We start from the raw sequence: 20,052 nt of genomic DNA, 5'->3' as shown, positions 1-20,052 counted from the left end.
CAAGAGAGAAGAGACACACACCCATGAACACCAGCGAATCCACCCTCGGCATCGTCGGCGCCGGCATCGGCGGCCTGGCCGCCGCCATCGCGCTGCGCCGCGCCGGCCACGACGTGGTCGTGTTCGAGCAGGCGAAGCAGTTCGCGCGCGTCGGCGCCGACATCAACCTCACGCCCAACGCGGTGCGCGCGCTCGACGGCCTCGGCGCCGGCGAGGCGGCCCGCGTGACCGCCGCGCGACCCTCGCACCGCATCAGCCGTACCTACGACAGCGGCGCGGAGACCTCGCGCCTCGAGATGGCCGAATCGGCCGAGGCACGCTACGGCGCACCGCAGCTCACGATCCATCGCGCCGACCTGCTGGCCGCGCTGGCCCAGATGTTCCCGGCCGAGCGCGTGGCGTTGGCCCGACGCGCCGAGCGCATCGCGGCCGACGAGGGCGGCGTGACGATCTCCTTCACCGACGGCAGCGAGGCCCGCGTGGGCGCGCTGATCGGCGCCGACGGCATCCACTCCTGCGTGCGCAACGCCATGTTCGGCGCCGAGAGCCCGCGCTTCACCGGCATCGTGGCCTACCGCGCCGTGGTGCCGTCCGAACGCGTGGCCGGCCTGCCGAACCTCGGCGCCTTCACCAAGTGGTGGGGGCCGAATCCGCAGAGCCAGATCGTCACCTTCCCGCTCAACCGCGGCCGCGACATCTTCATCTTCGCGACCACGCCGCAGGACAGCTGGCAGCTCGAATCCTGGACCGCGCCCGGCGACGTGGACGAGCTGCGCGCGCAGTACACGGCCTACCACCCCGAGGCGCGCGCGCTGCTCGACGCCTGCGACACGGTGCTCAAGACCGCGCTCTACGAACGCGACCCGATGCCCGCCTGGGCGCAGGGGCGCATGGCGCTGATCGGCGATGCCGCGCATCCGATGCTGCCCTTCATGGCGCAGGGCGCGGGCATGGCGATCGAGGATGCGGTGGTGCTCGCGCGCCATCTCGAGGGCGTGGCGATGGACGGCATCGCCGCCGCGCTGGCCGACTTCGAGACCGCCCGCATCGAGCGCGCGAGCCAGGTGCAGCTCGGCTCGCGCGGCAACAACTGGCTGCGCGAGGGCGGCAACGCCGACTGGGTCTACGGCTACGACGCCTGGACCGCGCCGCTGGCCACGCCAGCGCTGGCCGCGATGGCCGCGACCGTTTGAAGAATTCCACCTCACCCACGGAGGACCCCATGCCACAAGACCGCTACCTGCAACCGCACCAGGCGCGCCAGCGCCCGGCCACCACCTACGAAGACCTGCTGGGCGACGTGATCGAGCGCGCCTTCGCCGACGGCATCCACGACCTGCCCGGGCTGGTGCAGCGGCTCAACGACAGCGGCCTGGCCACGCCCGGCGGCCTGGCCTGGACCGAGGCGCTGTACCGCAAGGAAATGGCCACGCTGGCCAGCTGAGGAGACACCCATGAGCATCGCCATCCAACCCGCTCCGGCCGACCCGGTCGACCACCTGCTCGAGATCGGCCTCAAGGACCTCTGGTATCCGATCTGCCCCTCGCACTTCATCCAGGAGAACCCCGTCTCGCTGCGCCGCCTGGGCCGCAAGCTCGCGCTGTGGCGCGACGGCGGGGGCGTGCTGCATGCGCTCGAGGACCGCTGCCCGCACCGAGGCGCGCCGCTGTCGCAGGGCGTGGTGCTCGGCGACCGGCTCTCGTGCCCCTACCACGGCGTGGAGGTGCGGCACGACGGCGTGGTCACGCGCGTGCCCGGCAGCCCGGGCTGCAAGCTCGAGGGCTCGAAGGCCACGCGCCACTTCCACGTGCAGGAGCGAGCCGGTGCGGTGTTCCTCTACAACGCGAAGGAGCCGGTCGACACGCCGCCGCCGCTGGTGCTGCCCGAGCAGCTGACCGACGACGCCGAGTATTCGAGCTTCCTCTGCTACACCGAGTGGAAGGGCGACTACCGCTACGTGCTCGACAACGTGATGGACCCGATGCACGGCACCTACCTGCACAAGCAGTCGCACTCGATGGCCGAGGGCGACTCGAGCGCCAAGTTCGGCATCCGGCCGACCGACATCGGTTTCGTGTTCGAGAAGGAAGGCCAGCGCAACGTCAACTTCGACTGGACCGAGTGGGCCGACACCGGCATCCACTGGATGCGGCTGGAAATCCCGTATCCGAAGACCGGCGGCCCGGGCGGCAACTTCATCATCGTCGGCGCCTTCGCGCCGATCGTGAAGGGCATGACCGCCACCTTCTTCTGGCGCGTGCGCAAGCTGGCACCGGGCTGGCAGCGCGACACCTGGCGCTTCCTCTACCGCAACCGGCTCGAGGCGCGCCACTGGCACGTGCTCGAGCAGGACCGCGTGATGCTCGAGGAGATGGAGGCCGACGCCAACCAGCACGAGAACCTCTACCAGCACGACCTGGGCATCGTGCGGCTGCGCCGCCACATGCGCAACCTGGCGGTGGCGCAGCTCGCGGAAGCGGCAGAGCCGGTCGCCGCCTGAGCGAGGAAGCGATCGCCATGTCTTCCCCCACGCTGAACGCCCTCGTGCACACGATGCGCTACGAGGCCGACGGCATCGTGAGCGTCGAGTTCCGGCCGGCCACGCCCGCGGTGGAGTTTCCCGCCTTCGAGGCCGGCTCGCACATCGACCTGCACCTGCCCAACGGCCTGGTGCGCAGCTATTCGCTGTGCAACCCGGCCAGCGAGCGCCAGCGCTACGTGGTGGGCGTGCTCAACGACCGCAAGAGCCGCGGTGGCTCGCGCTACGTGCACCAGCAATTGCGCGTGGGCATGACCCTGCCGATCTCGGCGCCGCGCAACAACTTCGCGCTCGAGGAGGACGCTCGGCGCTCGGTGCTGGTGGCCGGCGGCATCGGCGTCACGCCCATCTGGTGCATGCTGCAGCGGCTCGCGTCGCTCGGGCGGCCGGTCGAACTGGTCTATTGCGCGCGCAGCCGCAAGGAAGCGGCCTTCGTCGAGGCCATCGAGGCGCTGGCGCGCGAGAAGGCCATCGAACTGAGCTGGCACTTCGACGACGAGCAGGGCGCGCCGCCCGATCTCGCGAAGCTGCTGGCCGGGCGCGGCGACGACAGCCACTACTACTGCTGCGGGCCCACGCCGATGCTCGATGCCTTCGAACGCAGCTGCGAGCAACTGGCCTATGCCAACGTGCACATCGAGCGCTTCGCCGCCGTGCAGGTGGAGGCACCGGCCGCCACGCAGAGTTGCGTGGTGGCCTGCGCGAAGAGCCAGCGCGAGATCGAGGTGCCCGCGGGCAAGTCGATCCTCGACAGCCTGATCGATGCCGGTCTCGACCCCGACCACAGCTGCAAGGAAGGCGTGTGCGGCGCCTGCGAGACGGCCGTGCTCGAGGGCGAGGTCGAGCACCACGACGGCATCCTCACCAAGGCCGAACGCGCGGCCAACAAGACCATGATGATCTGCGTGTCGCGCTGCAAGGGCGCGCGTCTGGTCCTGGACATCTGATCCCCCGAAGGCCCCGGCCGAAAGAAGAACCACCCGAGACATTCCATGAAAAAGTACTTGCTCACGCTGGTTTCGATCAGCGCGGCTGGCGGAGCGCTGGCCCAATCCTCCCTCACGATCTTCGGCGTGGTCGACGCCGCCGTCACCTACACGCGCGGCAGCGGGCCCGGCGCGGGCAGCAAGACGCAGCTCACGAACAGCGGCAACATGTTCAGCCGGCTCGGCTTTCGCGGCACCGAGGACCTCGGCGGCGGGCTGTCGGCGAGCTTCTGGCTCGAGATGGGGCTGCAGAACGACAGCGCGCTGGGCTTTCCGTCGAACTCGAACAACCAGGCCAGCGGCAACGGCACGCCGGGCGTGCTGAGCTTCAACCGCCGCGCCACCGTGAGCCTCGCGGGGCCGTTCGGCGAGATCCGCCTGGGCCGCGACTACGTGCCGGCGTTCTGGAACACCGCGATCTACGACCCCTTCGGCACCGGCGGCGGCATCGGCGCCAACCAGCTGTACTTCTCGGGGCTGGGCGGCCTCACCGCGCCGACCGGCACGCGTGCTTCCAACAGCGTGGGCTACCTGCTGCCGGGCGGCCTCGGCGGCTTCTATGGCCAGGTGATGTACGCGATGGGCGAGAACGAGTCGACCTCGGTGCTGCCGGGGACGCTGGTGTCGAACAAGCGCGACGGCAACCATGCGGGCCTGCGCCTGGGCTATGCCGACGGCGGCTTCAACATCGCGCTGGCCACAGGCAAGACGCGCTACGCGAGCGGCGACCTGCGCGTGACCAATCTCGGCGCCTCCTACACCTTCGGCCCGTCGCTGATGAATTTCAAGCTCACGGGCGAGCTCTACAGCGAGTCGAAGGGCTCCGCCGATGCCAAGGGCGCGCTGATCGGCTTCCACCTGCCGATCGGGCCGGGCGAGATCAAGGGCTCGTATGCGCGCTACCGGCTCGAGCCCTTCGGTGCGCTGCGCAATCCCACCTCGTCGAAGCTCGCGCTGGGCTACGTGCACAACCTGTCGAAGCGCACCGCGCTCTACGCGACCGTGGCGCGCATCAGCAACAGCAACGGCGCGGCCGCGGCCCTCACGGGCGCGATCACGGCGCCGAACCGGTCCTCGAGCGGCACCGAGTTCGGCATGCGCCACATGTTCTGAGAGGGCGAGCGCGCCCGGAAATCCCATGCGAAGCCAGAGCAAGAACCTCCGCTGGTACGGCGTGATCACGCTGTTCCTGATCGTCGCGATCTCCTACGTGGACCGCATCAACATCGCGGTGCTGATCACCGACGCCGACTTCCTGCGCCATGTGGGCATCGCGCCGGACGACCGGGTGCGCCAGGGCTTCCTCGCGACGGCCTTCATGCTGGGCTACGGCATCTCGGCCTTCGTGCTCACGCCATTCTGCTCGGCGCTGTTCGGCGTGCGGCGCAGCCTGATCTATGGCCTCGTGTTATGGGGCGTGGTGACCTGGGCCTCGCCGCTGTTCCACAGCTACGGGCTGCTGCTGGCCTCGCGCGCGCTGCTGGGCGTGTCGGAAGGGCCGCTGTTCTCGCTGGCCTCGTCCTACATCAAGGCGCATTTCCGCGGCGACGAGAACGGCAAGCCCAACGCCATCGTCAACATGGGCACCGGGCTCGGGCTGGCGCTGGGTTTCCCGCTCGTGGGCTGGCTGCTCGCGCAGTACGCCTGGGACAGCTCGTTCCACGTGCTGGGCGTGCTCAACATCGTGCTGGGCATTCCGCTGGTGCTGGCCTTCGTGCGCATGCCGGCCGGGCAGGGCGATGCGATAGCGCCGAAGTCCTTCGGCGACGCGATGGCGCGCGTGGGCGGCATCGTGAAGGGCGCGCTGCACACGCGCCACCTGTTCCTGATCACGCTGCTGACCTCGGCCGCGCTGGCCTACCTCTGGGGCAGCAGCAACTGGCTGCCGACCTACCTGCGCGAGGCGCGCGGCTTCTCGCTGCGCGAGATGGGCTGGCTGGCCTCGCTGCCGCAGTACGCGACCGTGCTCGCGGTCTTCGTCGGCGGCGTGCTGGTCGACCGGCTGGGGCGCGCGCGCGTGCCCTTCATCTTCATGGGCGCCAGCGCGGGCGTGGCGCTGTCGGTGCTGCTGGCGATCAGCGCGCACGATCCCTACGTGGCGGCCTGCTGCCTGGTGGCGGCGAACTTCTTCTGGGGCCTGCAGAGCCCGGCGATCCCGAGCACGGTGCAGCACTGCGCGCGGCCCGAGCACACGGCCAGCGCCTTCGGCGTGACCAACGGCGTGGGCAGCCTGGTGGCCGGCTTCATGCCGGTGCTGATGGGCGGGGTGATCGGCGCGCTCTCGTCGGCCGGCGCGGCGGGCCATGGCGCGGGCGGCGGATCGGCCGCGGGCTTCTTCGCGGGCTTCGCGCTCTTGATCGGCACGCAGGTGGTGGTGTTCGGCTGCGGGCTGGCGCTGTGGCGGCGCGACCGGATGCCGCGGGCGGTGGAAGGACTGGACGGGGTTTCTTCCCGGGTGTCCTGAGCCGCAGAGAACCGTTCACGCCGAGCTTGTCGAAGCGCCGCGCAAGGCTTCGACGGGCTCAGCCCGAACGGTTTCTCGTCGATCGAGCGCGCGGCAGCTTCAGGGCGCGACGCTCGCGCCCTCGATGCCATGGCGCTGCAGCGCCTCGGCCACGAAGCCGCTGGACTTCATCTCTTCCACGAAGGCCGCGAGCAGCGCCTGGGCCTCGGCGCCGCGGCTGGCCGGCGTGCCCATGGCCTGCTGGATCACCATGAAGCGGCCCGGCAGCAGGCGCACGCCCGAGGAGCGCCGCACCTCGGTCTCGAGCAGCTGGCGGATGCCGGCGGCCACGTCGACCTGGCCCGCGCGCAGCGCCGAGAGCACGGCCTGCGCGCCCTGCACGCGCACGAGTTCGGCCTGGTGGATCTCGCGCGTGAGGAACAGGTCGTAGGCGCTGCCCGCGCCGACCGCGATGCGGTGGCCGGCCTCGTCGACCTGCGCGTTGTCCTGCAGCTCGGAGCCGTCGCGCACCAGGTAGCTGCCCTCGATCAGCACATAGGGCGCGGTGAAGCGCAGGCCCTCGCTGCGCGCCGGATCGATCGCGAAGAAGCCGATGTCGGCGCGCTCGGCCTTCACCGCGTCGACCGAGGCCGCGGCCTTGTCGAACACCACCAGCTCCACGCCCACGCCGAGGCGGCGCGCGAATTCGTGGGCCAGGTCGATCGACACGCCCACGGGCTGGTAGCTCACCGGGTGCTTGTTGGCCAGGATCGGATTGCCGAGGTTGATCGAGGCGCGCAGCGTGCCGCTGGGCGCGAAGGCGGTGACGAGGGCGGGGGAGATCTGGGTCATGGCAGTGCGTCGGGGAGGGCGCGCGGGCGCCGGGGCGTGGCCCCCGGAGTTTACGGGCGCGGCCGAAATTCCTACTGCGCCTACAGGTTCTCACTCACCGGACTTTCAGCCTCATCGCGTAGGCTTCGGGTATCCCAAGAAAAATAGCTGCCAGGCTGTCGCCCATCGTGCCGATCTCCACCTTTCTCGTCGAAGACAACCCCCTCATCCGCCACAACCTCATCGCCGCCATGGAGGATGAAGCCGACATCCTGCTGGTCGGCACGGCCGCCACCGAGGCCGAGGCCATCGAGCGGCTCGACGCCTGCGACCCGCCGTGGGAGCTGCTGGTGGTCGACCTGTTCCTCGAGGAGGGTTCGGGCCTGGGCATCGTCAAGCGCTACCGCGAGCGCCGCGCCGGCCAGCGCGTGGTGGTGCTGACCAACTACGGCACCGACGACATCGCGGGCTGGGCGCGCGAGCTCGGCGCCGACGCGGTGTTCGACAAGTCGGCCGGGCTCGACGACTTCTTCTCGTTCTGCGCCGGACTCGGGGTCGAGGCCCCGGGCGCCCGCTGATGGCGGCGCCCCGGCCGGCCGCCTCGGTCGCGCTGCAGCCGCTGCGCGAGGCCACGCGCGACCTGCACCATGCGCTCGACAGCCAGCTGCGCATCGGCGGCGACGAGGCCACGCTGGCCGACTATGCCGCGCACCTGCGCGCGCTGCGGCCCTGGCTGGGCGCGGTGCGTACCGCGCTCGCGGGCTCGGGCGTGGCGGCGCTCGAGGCGGTGGCGCGGCAGCTCGGGTTGCGGCTCGAGGCGCTCGAACTCGACCTGCGCGACGCGCAGGCCGCCGGGCCGGCCACGCTGCCCGCACCGCCCGACACGGGCGCGCTCGCCGCGCAGGCCACCGACCCCGGCTTCGCCTGGGGCCTGGCCTATGTGGTCGAAGGCTCACGCCTGGGCGGCAGCGTCATGCACCGCCGGCTGGCGCCGCGGCTCGCGCCGCATCCGATGCGCTACTTCGCGCCGGTCGGCGCCGAGGACGGCACGCCCGCGCACTGGCGCCATTTCGTCGCCCAGCTCGGCGAGGCACTGCGCGATGCGGCCGCCGTCCGGTCGGCGCAGCGCGGCGCGGTGGCGGGCTTCGAGGCGCTGATGCCGTGCTTCGGTCTCGCGCGCGACGGCGGAACCGCGCCGTCTCCAAGCCGCGACCCCAGCCTTCACGCCACGTAGGAATCCGCTGACGCGACCCCCCCTGGGGCCGCTGGCATGATCGATTCGACCTCGATTCGTTCTTCCTCCAATACCGCGCCGGCCCGTCCGGCCTCGTTTTCCGCCCCGAAAGTGCCAGCTCCCCCCACGTCATCGAACCCCCACCCAGGCGCTGCTCGCGGCGGCGTCGATGCGGTCGACCTGACGAGCTGCGATCTCGAGCCGATCCGCGTGCCCGGTTCGATCCAGCCGCATGGCCGGATGCTGGTGCTGGCGGCCGAAGGGCTGCATCGGCTGGCCTGGAGCGACAACTGGCCCGAGGGCGAAGCCGCCGCCGCGGCGCAGGCCCTGCGCGCCGTGGTGCTGCCGCCGCTGCAGCCCGGCGCCTCGCCGGTGTCGCTGGGCGCGCTCGAGATCGCCGGCCGCGCGCTCGACGTGGCGGTGCACCGCACCGAGCAGCACCTGATCGCCGAGTTCGAGGCCGCGAAGCCGGCCGCGGGCAACGAGGCGCCGATCTATGCGCTGAGCCGTATCCTGCTGCCCGCGCTGCAACAGGCGCGCGACGTGGACGAGCTCGCCGGCCTGGTGGCGCGCGCGATGAAGCAGCTCACGGGCTTCGGCCGCTGCCTGGTCTACCGCTTCGATGCCGCGGGCCACGGCGAGGTGCTGGCCGAGGCGGCCGACGCGGGCTACGACAGCTACGTCGGCCACCACTTCCCGGCCTCCGACATCCCGCAGCAGGCGCGCGCGCTCTACCTGGTCAACCACTTCCGGCTGATCGCCGACGCCAACTACCGCCCGGTGCCGCTGGTCTCGAACGACGCGGCGCTGGCGCCGGCCGACATCGACCTCTCGCAGGCGCAACTGCGCAGCGTGTCGCCGATCCACCTCGAGTACATGCGCAACATGGGCACCCTGGCCTCGATGTCGGTGTCGATCGTGGTGCGCGGCCGGCTCTGGGGCCTGATCTCCTGCCACGACCACGACCCGCGCTTCCTCGACACCGCGACCCGGCTGGCCTGCGAGCACATGGGCCAGCTGCTGTCGATGCAGATCGACGCCAAGGAGACCCACGGCGAGGTGGCCGAGCGGCTCGAGCTGCGCCAGCTCACGCTGCAGACCGTGTCGCAGCTCGCCGACAGCGATGCCACCCTGCGCCGGCTGGTCGAGGAGGGCTCGCTGCTGCTGCGCGTGGCGCGCGCCACCGGCGCGGCCGTGGTGCTCGACGACGCGGTCTGGACCGTGGGCGACGTGCCCGACGAGGCGCGGATCCAGGAGCTCGCGCACTGGATCGCCGGGCTCGGCGTCGAGGTCTACGACAGCGACTCGCTGGCCACCCACTTCAAGCCTTTCGCCGACTGCCAGGCGGTCGCGGCCGGCGTGCTGGCCATCTCGATCTCGCAGGTGCACCGCCACCTGATCCTGTGGTTTCGGCCCGAGATCGTGCAGACGGTGCAATGGGCCGGCGATCCGCGCAAGCCGATGGTGCCGAGCGGCCAGCGCATGCATCCGCGGCTGAGCTTCCAGAGCTGGGTCGAGCACATCCGCGGTCGCTCCAATCCCTGGTCGGCGGCCGAGGTGGGCGCGGCCGTCGAGCTGCGCCAGGCGCTGATCGGCATCGTGCTGCGGCGCGCCGAGGAACTCGCGGCCGTGGCGACCGAGCTGGGCCGCGTCAACCGCGAGCTCGAGGCCTTCTCGTACACCGTGTCGCACGACCTGCGCGCGCCCATGCGCCACATCGCGGGCTATGTCGACCTGGTGACGCAGACCGAGGGCCAGCAGCTGACCGACCGCGCGCGCCGCTACCTGGGGCATGTGAAGGACGCGGCCGCCTTCGCGGGCCAGATGGTCGACGCGCTGCTCGACTTCTCGCGCATGGGCCGCGCCGCGCTGCAGAAGCGCGCGGTCGACACGCCCTCGCTGGTCGAGGGCCTGGTGCGCGAGCTGGTGCGCATCGAGCCGGGGCGCCACATCGAATGGCACGTCGAGCCCGACCTGCCGCCGCTGCATGCCGACCCGCTGCTGCTGCAGGTCACGGTGCGCAACCTGCTGGCCAACGCGGTCAAGTACTCGCGCACCCGCGAGCCCGCCGTGATCACGGTGCGCGCGGTGCGCAACGCCGCCGGCACCGGCCTCGAGGTCGAGGACAACGGCGTGGGCTTCCAGATGAAGTACGTCGACAAGCTGTTCGGCGTGTTCCAGCGGCTGCATCAGGCCGAGGAATTCGAGGGCACGGGCATCGGCCTGGCCAACGTGAAGCGGATCGTGGAGCGGCATGGCGGCACGGTGTGGGCGCGCGGCGAACTCGGCGCGGGCGCCTGCTTCGGCTTCGTGCTGCCGGGCCCGGACACGGAAGCCGGCAAGACAATCAACGGAACTGACGGAGAAGAGGATGCTTAAGCCGATCCTGCTGGTCGAAGACGACAAGCGCGACCTGGAACTCACCCTGGTGGCGCTCGAGCGCAGCCAGCTCGCGAACGACGTGGTCGTGCTGCGCGACGGCGCGCAGGCGCTCGACTACCTCAAGCGCGAGGGCGAGCATGCGGACCGCGCCGAGGGCAATCCGGCCGTGATCCTGCTCGACCTCAAGCTGCCGAAGGTGACCGGGCTCGAGGTGCTGCAGGAGGTGCGCGCCTCCGCCGCGCTGCGCAGCATCCCGGTGGTGATGCTGACCTCGTCGCAGGAGGAGTCGGACGTGCTGCGCAGCTACGAGCTCGGCGTCAACGCCTATGTGGTCAAGCCGGTGGCTTTCGACCGGTTCGTCTCGGCGATCGCCGACCTCGGGGTGTTCTGGGCCGTGCTCAACGAACCGCCGCCGGGGTCGCTCAAGGCCACCCGGCGCCATGAGTAGCGGCACGGCTTCCACGACGGCCCCCGACATCCTCGTCCTCGAGGATTCGCGCTTCGACGTCGAGCTGCTGACCGAAGCCCTGATCGCCGCGCTGCCCGAGGCACGCGTGACCGTGGTGTGCGACGAGGAGGGCTTCACGGGCGCGCTGGAAAGCGCGCGCTACCAGCTGATCCTGTCGGACTACGAGCTGCCGGGCTTCTCGGGCGCGCATGCGCTCGAGATCGCGCGCGCGGTGGCGCCGCTCACGCCCTTCATCTTCGTCTCGGGCGTGATCGGCGAGGACAACGCGGTCGAGCTGCTCAAGCGCGGCGCCACCGACTACGTGAGCAAGGGCCGCCTGGCGCGGCTGCCGGTGGTGATGGAGCGCGCGCTCAAGGAGGCGGCCGACCGCGAGGCCAAGCAGGCGGCCGAGGCCAAGCTGCGCGTGGCGCACGAGATCTTCGGCGCCGCCGAGGCGCGCCGGCTGGCGCTGATCGAACTCAGCGACCGCATCCGCGACATGGACGGCATCTGCGAGATCGCCTACACCGCCTCGCAGATGCTCGGCACGCAACTGGGGGTGGACCGCGCGGGCTACGGCCTGGTGAACACGGCGGCCGAGACCATCGAGATCGAGCGCGACTGGACCGCGCCGGGCGTGAGCAGCCTGGCCGGCACGCTGCGCTTTCGCGACTACGGCAGCTACATCGACGACCTGCGCCGCGGCACGACCGTGGTCTTCGCCGATGCCCACGAGGACCCGCGCACGCGCGCCAATGCCGCCGCGCTCGACGGCATCGGCGCGCGCGCCGTGGTCAACATGCCGCTGACCGAACGCGGCGGGCTGGTGGGGCTGCTCTATCTCAACCACGGCAGCGCGCGCCCCTGGTCGCGCGACGAGCTCGATTTCATCGGCGAGGTCGGCGAGCGCATCCGCTCGGCGATCGCGCGGCGCGAGGCGCAGCTCGAGCTGCAGGCCTTCGCCGAATCGCTGGCGCGCGAGGTCGAGGTGCGCACGCGCGAGCGCGACCGCACCTGGGAACTGAGCCAGGACCTGCTGGCCGTGGCCAATGACCAGGGCCGTTTCGAGAGCGCCAATCCGGCCTGGGAGGCGGTGCTCGGCTGGAGCCGCCAGGAGCTGATGGCGATGCCGTTCCGCGAGCTGGTGCATCCGGACGACCTCGAGGCCACCGAGGCCGAACTCGCGCGGCTGGCCCGCGGCGAGCGCACGCGCGGCTTCGAGAACCGCTATCGCGCCAAGGACGGCAGCTACCGCTGGCTGTCGTGGACCGCGGTGCCCGACGGCGGCCTCAACTACTCGGCCGCGCGCGACATCACCGAGCAGAAGGAACGCGCCGCCGAACTCGAGACGGCGCGCGAGCAGCTGCGCCAGAGCCAGAAGCTCGAGGCCGTGGGCCAGCTCACGGGCGGCCTCGCGCACGACTTCAACAACCTGCTGGCGGCCATCGGCGGCAGCCTGGAACTGATGCGCCGGCGCGGGCTCGAGGGCCGGCAGGCCGACCTCGAGCGCTACATCGGCGTGGCGCACGGCGCCGTCAAGCGCGCGGCCGCGCTCACGCACCGGCTGCTGGCCTTCTCGCGCCGGCAGACGTTGGAGCCCAAGTCGGTCAACCTCAACCGCCTGGTGAGCGGCATGGAGGACCTGCTGCGCCGGACCATGGGGCCCGCCATCGCGCTCGAGACCGTGGCCGCGGTCGGGCTGTGGAACGTGCATGCCGATCCGAGCCAGCTCGAGAACGCGCTGCTCAACCTGTGCATCAACGCGCGCGACGCCATGCCCGAGGGCGGCACGCTGGTGGTCGAGACCGCCAACCGCTGGGTCGATGCGCGCAGCGCGCCGGGCCGCGACCTGCCGGCGGGCCAGTACGTCTCGCTCACGGTCAGCGACAACGGCGTGGGCATGAGCCCCGAGGTGGTGGCGCGCGCCTTCGATCCCTTCTTCACCACCAAGCCGATCGGCATGGGCACCGGGCTCGGGCTGTCGATGATCTACGGCTTCGCCAAGCAGTCGGGCGGGCAGGTGCGCATCTATTCCGAGGTCGGCAAGGGCACCTCGGTCAGCATCTACCTGCCGCGCCACGACCGCAAGGAGGAGCGCGCCGACGAGGCCGAGCAGGTCGAGACCGCGCCGCGCGCCGATCGCGGCGACACCGTGCTGGTGGTCGACGACGAGGCCTCGCTGCGCATGCTGATCGTCGAGGTGATGCAGGGGCTGGGCTATGCCACGCTCGAGGCCGGCGACGGCGCCGACGCGCTGCGCATCCTCGAGTCGAACCAGCGCATCGACCTGCTGCTGACCGACGTCGGCCTGCCCGGCGGCATGAACGGCCGCCAGGTGGCCGATGCCGCGCGCACCCTGCGCGCCGGCCTCAAGGTGCTGTTCATCACCGGCTATGCCGAGAACGCGGTGCTGAGCCATGGCCACCTGGCGCCCGGCATGCACGTGATGACCAAGCCCTTCGAGATGGATGCGCTGGCCAAGCGGGTCAAGACGCTGATCGAGTCGCGTTGAGGGCAGGGATGTTCGCCCGCCGCTAGGATCGGCGGGTCCTTCGCATCCTCCTCGGCGCCATGACCCAACTCTCGCCCCTGCTGCTCATCGCCGGCGTCTACCTCGCCGTGCTCGCGAGCCCGGGCCCCAACTTCTTCATCCTGAGCCAGATGGCGCTCGACGGCCGGCAGCGCGAATCGCGCTACGTGGTGCTGGGGCTCACGACCGGCTCGATCTTCTGGGTCGTGCTCTCGCTCGCGGGCATGTCCACCCTGATGGCGCACCACCCGTGGCTGGCCTCGGCCGTGCGCTTCCTCGGCGCGAGCTACCTTGTCTGGTATGGCGGCAGCCTGCTATGGCGCGCCGTGTCGCCGCCCGCGAAGACCGCGACCGGCAGCGCCCGCCGCGTGCCGGCGAGCCCGCGCAGCGATGCGCGCGGCGCCTACCGCGCGGGCCTGCTGACCGGCATCACCAACCCCAAGGGCGCGGCCTTCTGGACCAGTGTGTTCGCGACCCTGGTGCCCGCGCAGGCCGCGGGCTGGTTCTATCCCGCCACCATCGTGATGGTGGCCGTGCTCTCGCTGCTGTGGCACTTCGGCATCACCGTGGTGTTCGGCGCCGAGGCGATCCGCGCACGCTACCTGCGCGTGGAGCGCTGGGTCGATGGCGTGGCCGGCGGCATGCTGGTCATGCTGGGGCTGCAGCGGATCGTGGCCCGATAGGCGCTCAGGCCGCGGCGGCTTCGGGCAGCTTCGCGACCACCTTGATCTCGAAGTCGAAGCCGTAGAGCCAGGTCACGCCGATGGCGGTGGCTGTGGGATGCGGCGCATCGCCCCAGAACTCGGCGAGCACCAGGTTCCAGATGCGCTCGAACTTCGAGGCCGGATCGACGATGAAGACGGTCACGTCGATCACGTCGGCGAAGCTGGCGCCGGCCGCCGCGAGCACGGCATTCAGGTTCTCAAAGGCCAGCCGGACCTGGGCCTCGAGCTCGGGTTCGGGCGAACCGTCGGGCCGGCTGCCGACCTGGCCCGAGACGAACAGCAGGCCGTTGGCGCGCACGGCCGGCGAATAGCGGTGGCGCTCGTAGAGCGCCTGGCGGCCGGCGGGGAAGACGACATCGCGTGCGGAGGACATGGGATTCACTTTCTTCGATGGTTGCGGATGCAGTGAATCTAGGTGTTCGCCCTTTGCGGATAAACGGGCAAGACGCACAATGACTGTTTGGTAACCCCAAACAATCAGGCGACGAGATGGACCGTTTCGATGCGATGCAGGCCTTCGCGCGCGTGGTGGAAGCCGGCAGCTTCACCAAGGCGGCGCAGACCCTGCACATGAGCAAGACCACCGTGACCCAGCTGGTCCAGCAGCTCGAGGCGCGGCTGCGCGTGAAGCTGCTGCACCGCACCACGCGGCAGGTCAAGGTCACGGCCGAGGGCACGCTCTACTACGAGCGCGTGGTGCGCCTGTTGGCCGACCTCGAGGACGCCGACACCAGCCTGGCCAGCGCCACGGCTTCGCCCAAGGGGCGGCTGCGCATCGACGTGCCGGCCCCGCTGGCGCGGCTGATCCTGGTGCCGGCGCTGCCGGCCTTCCATGCGCGCCATCCCGAGATCCAGCTCGACCTCGGCGTGAGCGACCGCGTGGTCGACGTGATCGGCGACAACGTCGACTGCGTGCTGCGCGGCGGCGAGCTCACCGACTCCTCTCTGGTGGCGCGCCGCGTGGGCGACCTGCGGCTCGGCGTCTATGCGTCGCCCGGCTACCTCGCGCGCGCCGGCACGCCCGTGCATCCGCGCGAGCTCGAGGACTCGCACCATCGCATCGTCGGCTTCCTGCGCTCGCGCAGCGGCACGCTGGCGCCGATCGCGCTGTCGCGCGCGGGCGAGCAGTTCGTGCCGCGGGGCCGCCACGTGGTCGCGCTCGACGACGGCAACGCCTATGCCGCGGCCGGCGTCGCGGGCATGGGCGTGCTCTGGCTCCCGCGCTACATGGCGACGGCGCACCTCGCCAGCGGCGAGCTGGTGCCGCTGTTCGAGGACTGGGAGGTGGCTTCGATGCCGCTGTACCTGGTGTTCCCGCCGAACCGTCACCTGAGCGCGAAGCTGCGCGTGTTCATCGACTGGGTCGACGAACTGATGGCCCAGCATGCGCCGCTCGCCGTGCCGGGCGGCTCATGAAGCGGCGCGCGCCTCAACGCGAGGCCAGCGGCTCCAGACCCGTCTTCGCGATCGTCGGCGCGCTGGCCGGCGAGTTCAGGTAGCGGATCAGTTCGCGCGCGGCCTCGGGCTGCGTCGACGCGGTGGCGATGCCGGCCGAGAACACCGTCACCTGCTGCACCTCGGCCGGCAGCGGGCCGACGTAGTCGATGCCCTCGATCGGCAGCAGTTCGCTGACCTGCTGCAGGCCGAGCGCCGCGTCGCCGCGCGCCACCACGCTGCCCACGCGCTCGCTGAGGATGCGGCGGCTCTTGGGCTTGACCTGGGCCTCGAGGCCGAGCTTCCTGAGCAGCTCGGTCTCGTAGTAGGTGCCGCTGGCGCTGGCCGAATAAGCGATCGATGGCGCCGCGAGCAGGGTGCGCTTGAGCGCCTCGACGCTCGAGATGTCGGGCCTGGGCGCGCCCTTGCGCACCGCGAAGCCGATCGACGAACGCACCAGGTCGACCTGGCTGCCGGGTCGCACCTGGCCCTGCGCGACCAGCGCATCGAGCGCGGGCCGGGCCAGGATCACGACATCGACCGGCTCCTTGCGCGCGAGGCGGCTCGGGATGGAGTCGCTGGCATTGCCCATCGAGGCGCCGTAGGCGGTCTTCACCGCGCGGCCGCTGGCGCGCTCGAAGCCGGGGCGCAGTTCGTTGTAGGCGGCGGTGAAGCCGCCCGAGGTCATCACGTGGAGCTCGGGCTTCGGTGCCGGCGGCGTGCCGCCGGGGCTGCCGCAGCCGGCGAGCGCGAGCCCGAGGGCCGCGCCGAGCAGGGCACGGCGCGTGAAGGCCGCGAGGCGAGGGGGCTGGATGGTCATGGGGGATCTCCTGTGTCGATGTCGCGTCCGCCATCGTTGGAGCCTTGGCTGTCAATCCGCCGTCAGCGCAGCGCGGGTCTTCACCGAGGCGGCGGCGCCCGGCTCGATGCCTTCGCGCGCGAGCGGCAGCCGCACCGTCACCAGCAGGCCCGGACCGGGCCGGGTCTCGCCGAGCACGATGCTGCCGCCGTGCGCCTCGATGGCCGAGCGCACGATCGCGAGGCCCAGGCCGCTGCCGGTCTGGGTCTGGTCGGGATCGCGGAAGAAGCGGTCGAACACGCGCTCGCGCAGCGCGGGCGGAATGCCCGGGCCCTGGTCGGCCACGCTCAGCTCGGCCTGCGCGCCGTCGCGCCGCAGGCCCACGGTCACGGTCGATCCCGGCGGCGCGTACTTGGTGGCGTTGTCGATCAGGTTGTCGATCATCGACACCAGGCTGTCGCGGTCGCCGGCCACCGGCGCCGGGTCGTCGCTCAGCAGCTCGACCTCCACGCCGCGCGTGCGCGCGAGCACCGACAGCGCGGCCAGCCGTTCCTGCACCAGGTCGTCGAGGCGCAGCAGCGCGGGGCGCGGCGCCGACACCTGGGCCGCGCTGCGCATCAGGTGCAGCAGCTGGTTCACCAGCCGTTCGGCGCGCGCGCTGGCGCTGACCATGCGCGCCATCAGCTCCTGCTGGCGCGCGGGCGGCACCGCCTCGGGCTGCGCCTGCAGGCCCTGCAGCGCCTCCACGTTCACGCGCAGCGCCGCGATCGGCGTGCGCAGCTCGTGCGCGGCATCGGCGATGAAGCTCTGCTCGCGTTCCATGCTCGCGCGCAGCCGCTGCATCAGCGCGTTGAAGTTGTCGACCAGCGGGCGCAGCTCGTCGTGGCGCGTCTGCGTGGCGAGCGGCGCGAGCTCGCGCACGTCGCGCGACGCGATCTCGCGCGCCACCTTGCGCCAGGGCCGCAGCGCGAGCCGGATCGACAGCCAGGCCGGCAGCAGCAGGAAGGGCACGCTGATGACCAGCGGCAGGATGTAGTAGCCGCGCGAATGGAAGGTCAGCCACATCTGCGGGCCGGCCGGCAGCACCAGCGCGACGCGCGTGGCGCCGTCCTCGCTCTCGAGCGAGCGCGTGCGCCACTGCTTGCCCTGCGCGGTCACGTCCTCGGGCACGCCGAGGCGGCGGTTGGCGATGTCGACGGGCACGCCGTCCGAGTGGTAGACCAGCCGGCCGTGCTGCCACACCAGCAGGCTCGGCGAGAGCGAGGGATCGTTGTCGCTGCCCATGGTCTCGCGCAGCGCGGTGTCCATGCGCTGGAGGCTCTCGGCCAGCGCGGCGGGCCGGTCGGCCAGGTTGTGCGCCACCGACAGCACGCTGCGGTGCGAGGTGTCGACCATGCCCATGTCCTCGGTCAGCGAGGTGCCGAGCACCAGCCCCACCGCGATGCTCCACAGCAGCGTGAGCATCGCCACCTGCGCCAGCATCAGCCGGCGCACCAGCGTCGGCCGCAGCAGCCGGCGCCAGCCGCGCGGGGCGTCGGAGGCCGCCGCCAAGGCCGTCAAGACGACGTTCCCGGCAGCCTCAGCGCGGCCTGGTCGATCACGTAGCCGATGCCGCGCACGGTGCGGATGTAGCCGTCGCCGATCTTGCGGCGCAGGTTCGAGATGTGGACCTCGAGCACGTTGCTGCCATGGGTCTGCCACGCCGGCAGCACCTGCTGCTCGAGCATGCGCCGCGTGATCACGCGGTCGGTGCGCTTGATCAGCAGGCTCAGCAGCTTGAACTCGCTGCGCGACAGGTCGACCGGCTGGCCGTTGACCTGCACGCGCTGCGTGGGTTCGTGCAGCCACAGGCCGCGCACCTCGAAGGTCACGCCGTCGCTGCCGTAGCTGCGGCGTGCGAGCGCGCGCACGCGCGACAGCATCTCGGCGAGAACGAAAGGCTTCACCAGGTAGTCGTCGGCACCGTTGTCGAGCCCGAGCAGGCGGTCGTCGAGCGCATCGCGCGCGCTGAGGATCAGCACCGGCAGCCGCGATTCGGCGCGCCGCACGTGCTGCAGCAGGCCCAGGCCGTCGCCGTCGGGCAGGCCCAGGTCGAGCAGCAGCAGGTCGCAGCCCTCGCCATCGAGGATGCGCCGCGCATCCTCGATGCGGCGCACCCACACCACCTCCATGCCCTGCGTCTGCAGCGCCACGCGGATGCCGGTCGCGAGGTCGAAATCGTCTTCCACCACAAGAATCTTCATGAATGCAATCTAACCGTCGAAGCTGAAGAAATTCCTAATGCTTCTCGACCAGGCCCGAAAGGTGCAAGGCCGTACGAGCCGCTGAATCTTCAGCAGATCTTCATCTGCGTTGCCCACGATCCAGCAGGCTCGCGCGTTGCTCCACCGGCCGGCCTGTGCGCCGGCATCGCATCCCCTGGTCCTTCCTCGCCCTTCGACGATGTCCCTCGACGCCACTTCCTTCCTGCCGCATTTCCGCTCGGCCCAGGCCCATGCGGCGCTCTCGCAGTCGTACGACCGCGTGCTCGCGCACTGGCCGGTGCCGGTGGAGTCGCGCCATGTCGACACGCGGCGCGGCCGCGCCCACCTGCTGGTGTGCGGCCCGGCCTATGGCGTGCCGGTGCTGCTGCTGCATGGCGAGGGCGGCAATGCCACCACCTGGGTCCACATGGCCGGCGTGCTCGCGGGCGCGCTGCGCGTGTACGCGGTCGACATCGTGGGCGATGCCGGCCGCAGCGAGGGCCGCCGGCCGGCCAGCGAGGACGACTACTGCGACTGGCTCGAGGACGTGTTGATCGGCATCGGCCGGCCCAAGGTGGGGCTGTGCGGCGTCTCCTTCGGTGCCTGGCTCGCCGCCGCCTACATGCAGCGCTCGCTGCGCCGCGTCTCGAAGCTCGCGCTGCTGGCGCCGCCGCGCATCGGCCCGCGGCGCGTGCTGCCCGCGGTCTTCGCGCTGCTGGCGCGGATGTTTCCCACCGACGGCAACCTGCGCCGCCTGCATGCGCTGAGCTCGTCGCCGCGTGCCTGTCCGCTGCCCGAGTGGGCGCTCGAGGACCTGCTCGTGCGCTGGCGCAGCCAGGGCGCCGGACCGCCGCGCGCCGCAGGCCTCGGCGACGCCGAGCTGCGGCTGCTGCCGGCCGGCACCCGCGTGCTGCTCGGCGAGGACGATGCGCGGCATGCCATCGATGTCGCGAGCCGAAGGCTGCGCGTCCATGCGCCGCGTGTCGAGCTGATGGTGGTGCCCGACGCGGGGCATGCGATCGAGCTGGACCAGGCGCAGCGCGTGGGGCAGATCTTGCTCGATCACTTTCGCGGTCGCGGCTACGTGCTGTAGCGCGGTCCAAAGTCCGCAGCAGCGGTGGCGACGCGAACCAAAGAACGCGTGCGCCGCGATCAATGCAACTGCGCTGCATCAACGAAAAAGCGTTGTCGTGTTGTCTCGATGCATCGCATCGACAGCGCGGCACCGCGCATCGCGTGAGTCCATCTTCGTACCCCACGAAGCATCGCGCGGTCTTGACTCCATTCGTCGTACGACGCGCGAACAATTTGAGAGGGAAAAGTTCCGCGCTTCGTTGACGCGCAGGGGGAGCGGCAGTTAGAACTGTGCGCACTCGATGGAGGGAGAACGCGTGAAGATCTCGAACACCAAGCGCACACACTCCCGCCGTTGCGTCCTCGCTGCCGACCGCTTCATG

The 20,052-nt window shown here is 71.1% G+C and carries 19 protein-coding genes; 14 read left to right on the top strand and 5 right to left on the bottom strand.

Going from position 1 to position 20,052, the window contains the following annotated elements; genetic code table 11:
• Positions 1-23: 23 nt before the first annotated feature.
• Genes INQ48_18970 through INQ48_18945 form a run of 6 tightly spaced genes read left to right on the top strand, consistent with a single transcriptional unit; the run spans position 24 to position 5,990 of the window.
• A complete protein-coding gene (locus INQ48_18970; protein ID QRF55477.1) occupies positions 24-1,193 on the top strand; it encodes an FAD-dependent monooxygenase in 1,170 nt (389 codons plus the stop codon).
• Between the two features lie 29 nt (positions 1,194-1,222).
• Positions 1,223-1,444, top strand: a complete 222-nt coding sequence (locus tag INQ48_18965) for a hypothetical protein (GenBank protein ID QRF55476.1) — start codon at positions 1,223-1,225, stop codon at positions 1,442-1,444.
• Between the two features lie 10 nt (positions 1,445-1,454).
• Positions 1,455-2,501: an aromatic ring-hydroxylating dioxygenase subunit alpha gene (locus tag INQ48_18960; GenBank protein QRF55475.1), complete on the top strand. Its 1,047-nt coding sequence runs from the start codon at positions 1,455-1,457 to the stop codon at positions 2,499-2,501.
• A gap of 17 nt (positions 2,502-2,518) precedes the next feature.
• Positions 2,519-3,487, top strand: coding sequence for an oxidoreductase (locus INQ48_18955; GenBank protein ID QRF55474.1), 969 nt, complete (start codon positions 2,519-2,521; stop codon positions 3,485-3,487).
• 45 nt (positions 3,488-3,532) lie between these two features.
• A complete protein-coding gene (locus INQ48_18950) occupies positions 3,533-4,639 on the top strand; it encodes a porin (GenBank protein ID QRF55473.1) in 1,107 nt (368 codons plus the stop codon).
• 25 nt (positions 4,640-4,664) lie between these two features.
• Positions 4,665-5,990, top strand: coding sequence for an MFS transporter (locus tag INQ48_18945; GenBank protein QRF55472.1), 1,326 nt, complete (start codon positions 4,665-4,667; stop codon positions 5,988-5,990).
• Between the two features lie 99 nt (positions 5,991-6,089).
• On the opposite strand, the gene INQ48_18940 is transcribed toward INQ48_18945, so the two are convergent.
• Positions 6,090-6,821 (bottom strand): ABC transporter substrate-binding protein, encoded by a 732-nt coding sequence (locus INQ48_18940; protein ID QRF55471.1) that lies wholly within the window; start codon positions 6,819-6,821, stop codon positions 6,090-6,092.
• Between the two features lie 167 nt (positions 6,822-6,988).
• Here INQ48_18940 and INQ48_18935 point away from each other — a divergent pair, with 167 nt between their 5' ends.
• The 6 genes from INQ48_18935 to INQ48_18910 are packed head-to-tail and all read left to right on the top strand — an operon-like array spanning position 6,989 to position 14,077.
• Positions 6,989-7,378 (top strand): response regulator transcription factor, encoded by a 390-nt coding sequence (locus tag INQ48_18935; protein QRF55470.1) that lies wholly within the window; start codon positions 6,989-6,991, stop codon positions 7,376-7,378.
• Positions 7,375-8,034 carry a biliverdin-producing heme oxygenase gene (locus tag INQ48_18930; protein QRF60798.1) on the top strand — a complete coding sequence of 220 codons (660 nt, stop codon included), beginning with the start codon at positions 7,375-7,377 and terminating at the stop codon, positions 8,032-8,034. Before INQ48_18935 ends, INQ48_18930 begins: the two co-directional genes overlap by 4 nt.
• 36 nt (positions 8,035-8,070) lie before the next feature.
• The gene (locus INQ48_18925; protein ID QRF55469.1) at positions 8,071-10,413 is read left to right on the top strand and encodes a GAF domain-containing protein; all 2,343 of its coding nucleotides are present in this window, start codon (positions 8,071-8,073) and stop codon (positions 10,411-10,413) included.
• On the top strand, positions 10,406-10,864 hold the full coding sequence (locus INQ48_18920) for a response regulator (protein ID QRF55468.1): 459 nt from the start codon (positions 10,406-10,408) through the stop codon (positions 10,862-10,864). Before INQ48_18925 ends, INQ48_18920 begins: the two co-directional genes overlap by 8 nt.
• Positions 10,857-13,376: a response regulator gene (locus INQ48_18915; GenBank protein QRF55467.1), complete on the top strand. Its 2,520-nt coding sequence runs from the start codon at positions 10,857-10,859 to the stop codon at positions 13,374-13,376. The genes INQ48_18920 and INQ48_18915 overlap by 8 nt, the downstream gene beginning before the upstream one ends.
• A gap of 59 nt (positions 13,377-13,435) precedes the next feature.
• Complete coding sequence (locus INQ48_18910) at positions 13,436-14,077, top strand: LysE family transporter (GenBank protein ID QRF55466.1); 642 nt, start codon at positions 13,436-13,438, stop codon at positions 14,075-14,077.
• A 4-nt stretch (positions 14,078-14,081) separates the two neighbouring features.
• On the opposite strand, the gene INQ48_18905 is transcribed toward INQ48_18910, so the two are convergent.
• Positions 14,082-14,492, bottom strand: coding sequence for a RidA family protein (locus INQ48_18905; protein ID QRF55465.1), 411 nt, complete (start codon positions 14,490-14,492; stop codon positions 14,082-14,084).
• Between the two features lie 116 nt (positions 14,493-14,608).
• Here INQ48_18905 and INQ48_18900 point away from each other — a divergent pair, with 116 nt between their 5' ends.
• Positions 14,609-15,535 (top strand): LysR family transcriptional regulator, encoded by a 927-nt coding sequence (locus tag INQ48_18900; protein ID QRF55464.1) that lies wholly within the window; start codon positions 14,609-14,611, stop codon positions 15,533-15,535.
• Between the two features lie 13 nt (positions 15,536-15,548).
• On the opposite strand, the gene INQ48_18895 is transcribed toward INQ48_18900, so the two are convergent.
• The 3 genes from INQ48_18895 to INQ48_18885 form a co-directional block, all read right to left on the bottom strand.
• On the bottom strand, positions 15,549-16,373 hold the full coding sequence (locus tag INQ48_18895) for a substrate-binding domain-containing protein (protein QRF55463.1): 825 nt from the start codon (positions 16,371-16,373) through the stop codon (positions 15,549-15,551).
• Positions 16,374-16,424: 51 nt separating this feature from the next.
• On the bottom strand, positions 16,425-17,834 hold the full coding sequence (locus tag INQ48_18890; protein QRF60797.1) for a HAMP domain-containing histidine kinase: 1,410 nt from the start codon (positions 17,832-17,834) through the stop codon (positions 16,425-16,427).
• 74 nt (positions 17,835-17,908) lie between these two features.
• Positions 17,909-18,595: a response regulator gene (locus INQ48_18885; protein ID QRF55462.1), complete on the bottom strand. Its 687-nt coding sequence runs from the start codon at positions 18,593-18,595 to the stop codon at positions 17,909-17,911.
• A 199-nt stretch (positions 18,596-18,794) separates the two neighbouring features.
• On the opposite strand from INQ48_18885, the gene INQ48_18880 reads away from it, so the two are divergent.
• Positions 18,795-19,688, top strand: a complete 894-nt coding sequence (locus INQ48_18880; protein QRF55461.1) for an alpha/beta fold hydrolase — start codon at positions 18,795-18,797, stop codon at positions 19,686-19,688.
• Positions 19,689-20,052 lie beyond the last annotated feature (364 nt).

This window comes from Variovorax paradoxus (assembly GCA_016806145.1).
Classification (GTDB): Bacteria; Pseudomonadota; Gammaproteobacteria; order Burkholderiales; family Burkholderiaceae_C; genus Variovorax.
The sequence above is the reverse complement of the archived record's forward strand: the minus strand, read 5'-3'. Positions and strand labels throughout refer to the sequence as shown.

Coding starts and splice junctions, on each gene's coding strand:
- INQ48_18920 (QRF55468.1), top strand. CDS start 10,406: ATGCTTAAGCCGATCCTGCTGGTCGAAGACGACAAGCGCGACCTGGAA.
- INQ48_18885 (QRF55462.1), bottom strand. CDS start 18,595: ATGAAGATTCTTGTGGTGGAAGACGATTTCGACCTCGCGACCGGCATC.
- INQ48_18950 (QRF55473.1), top strand. CDS start 3,533: ATGAAAAAGTACTTGCTCACGCTGGTTTCGATCAGCGCGGCTGGCGGA.
- INQ48_18915 (QRF55467.1), top strand. CDS start 10,857: ATGAGTAGCGGCACGGCTTCCACGACGGCCCCCGACATCCTCGTCCTC.
- INQ48_18910 (QRF55466.1), top strand. CDS start 13,436: ATGACCCAACTCTCGCCCCTGCTGCTCATCGCCGGCGTCTACCTCGCC.
- INQ48_18965 (QRF55476.1), top strand. CDS start 1,223: ATGCCACAAGACCGCTACCTGCAACCGCACCAGGCGCGCCAGCGCCCG.
- INQ48_18945 (QRF55472.1), top strand. CDS start 4,665: ATGCGAAGCCAGAGCAAGAACCTCCGCTGGTACGGCGTGATCACGCTG.
- INQ48_18955 (QRF55474.1), top strand. CDS start 2,519: ATGTCTTCCCCCACGCTGAACGCCCTCGTGCACACGATGCGCTACGAG.
- INQ48_18940 (QRF55471.1), bottom strand. CDS start 6,821: ATGACCCAGATCTCCCCCGCCCTCGTCACCGCCTTCGCGCCCAGCGGC.
- INQ48_18880 (QRF55461.1), top strand. CDS start 18,795: ATGTCCCTCGACGCCACTTCCTTCCTGCCGCATTTCCGCTCGGCCCAG.
- INQ48_18895 (QRF55463.1), bottom strand. CDS start 16,373: ATGACCATCCAGCCCCCTCGCCTCGCGGCCTTCACGCGCCGTGCCCTG.
- INQ48_18960 (QRF55475.1), top strand. CDS start 1,455: ATGAGCATCGCCATCCAACCCGCTCCGGCCGACCCGGTCGACCACCTG.
- INQ48_18970 (QRF55477.1), top strand. CDS start 24: ATGAACACCAGCGAATCCACCCTCGGCATCGTCGGCGCCGGCATCGGC.
- INQ48_18890 (QRF60797.1), bottom strand. CDS start 17,834: ATGCTGGCGCAGGTGGCGATGCTCACGCTGCTGTGGAGCATCGCGGTG.
- INQ48_18905 (QRF55465.1), bottom strand. CDS start 14,492: ATGTCCTCCGCACGCGATGTCGTCTTCCCCGCCGGCCGCCAGGCGCTC.
- INQ48_18925 (QRF55469.1), top strand. CDS start 8,071: ATGATCGATTCGACCTCGATTCGTTCTTCCTCCAATACCGCGCCGGCC.
- INQ48_18900 (QRF55464.1), top strand. CDS start 14,609: ATGGACCGTTTCGATGCGATGCAGGCCTTCGCGCGCGTGGTGGAAGCC.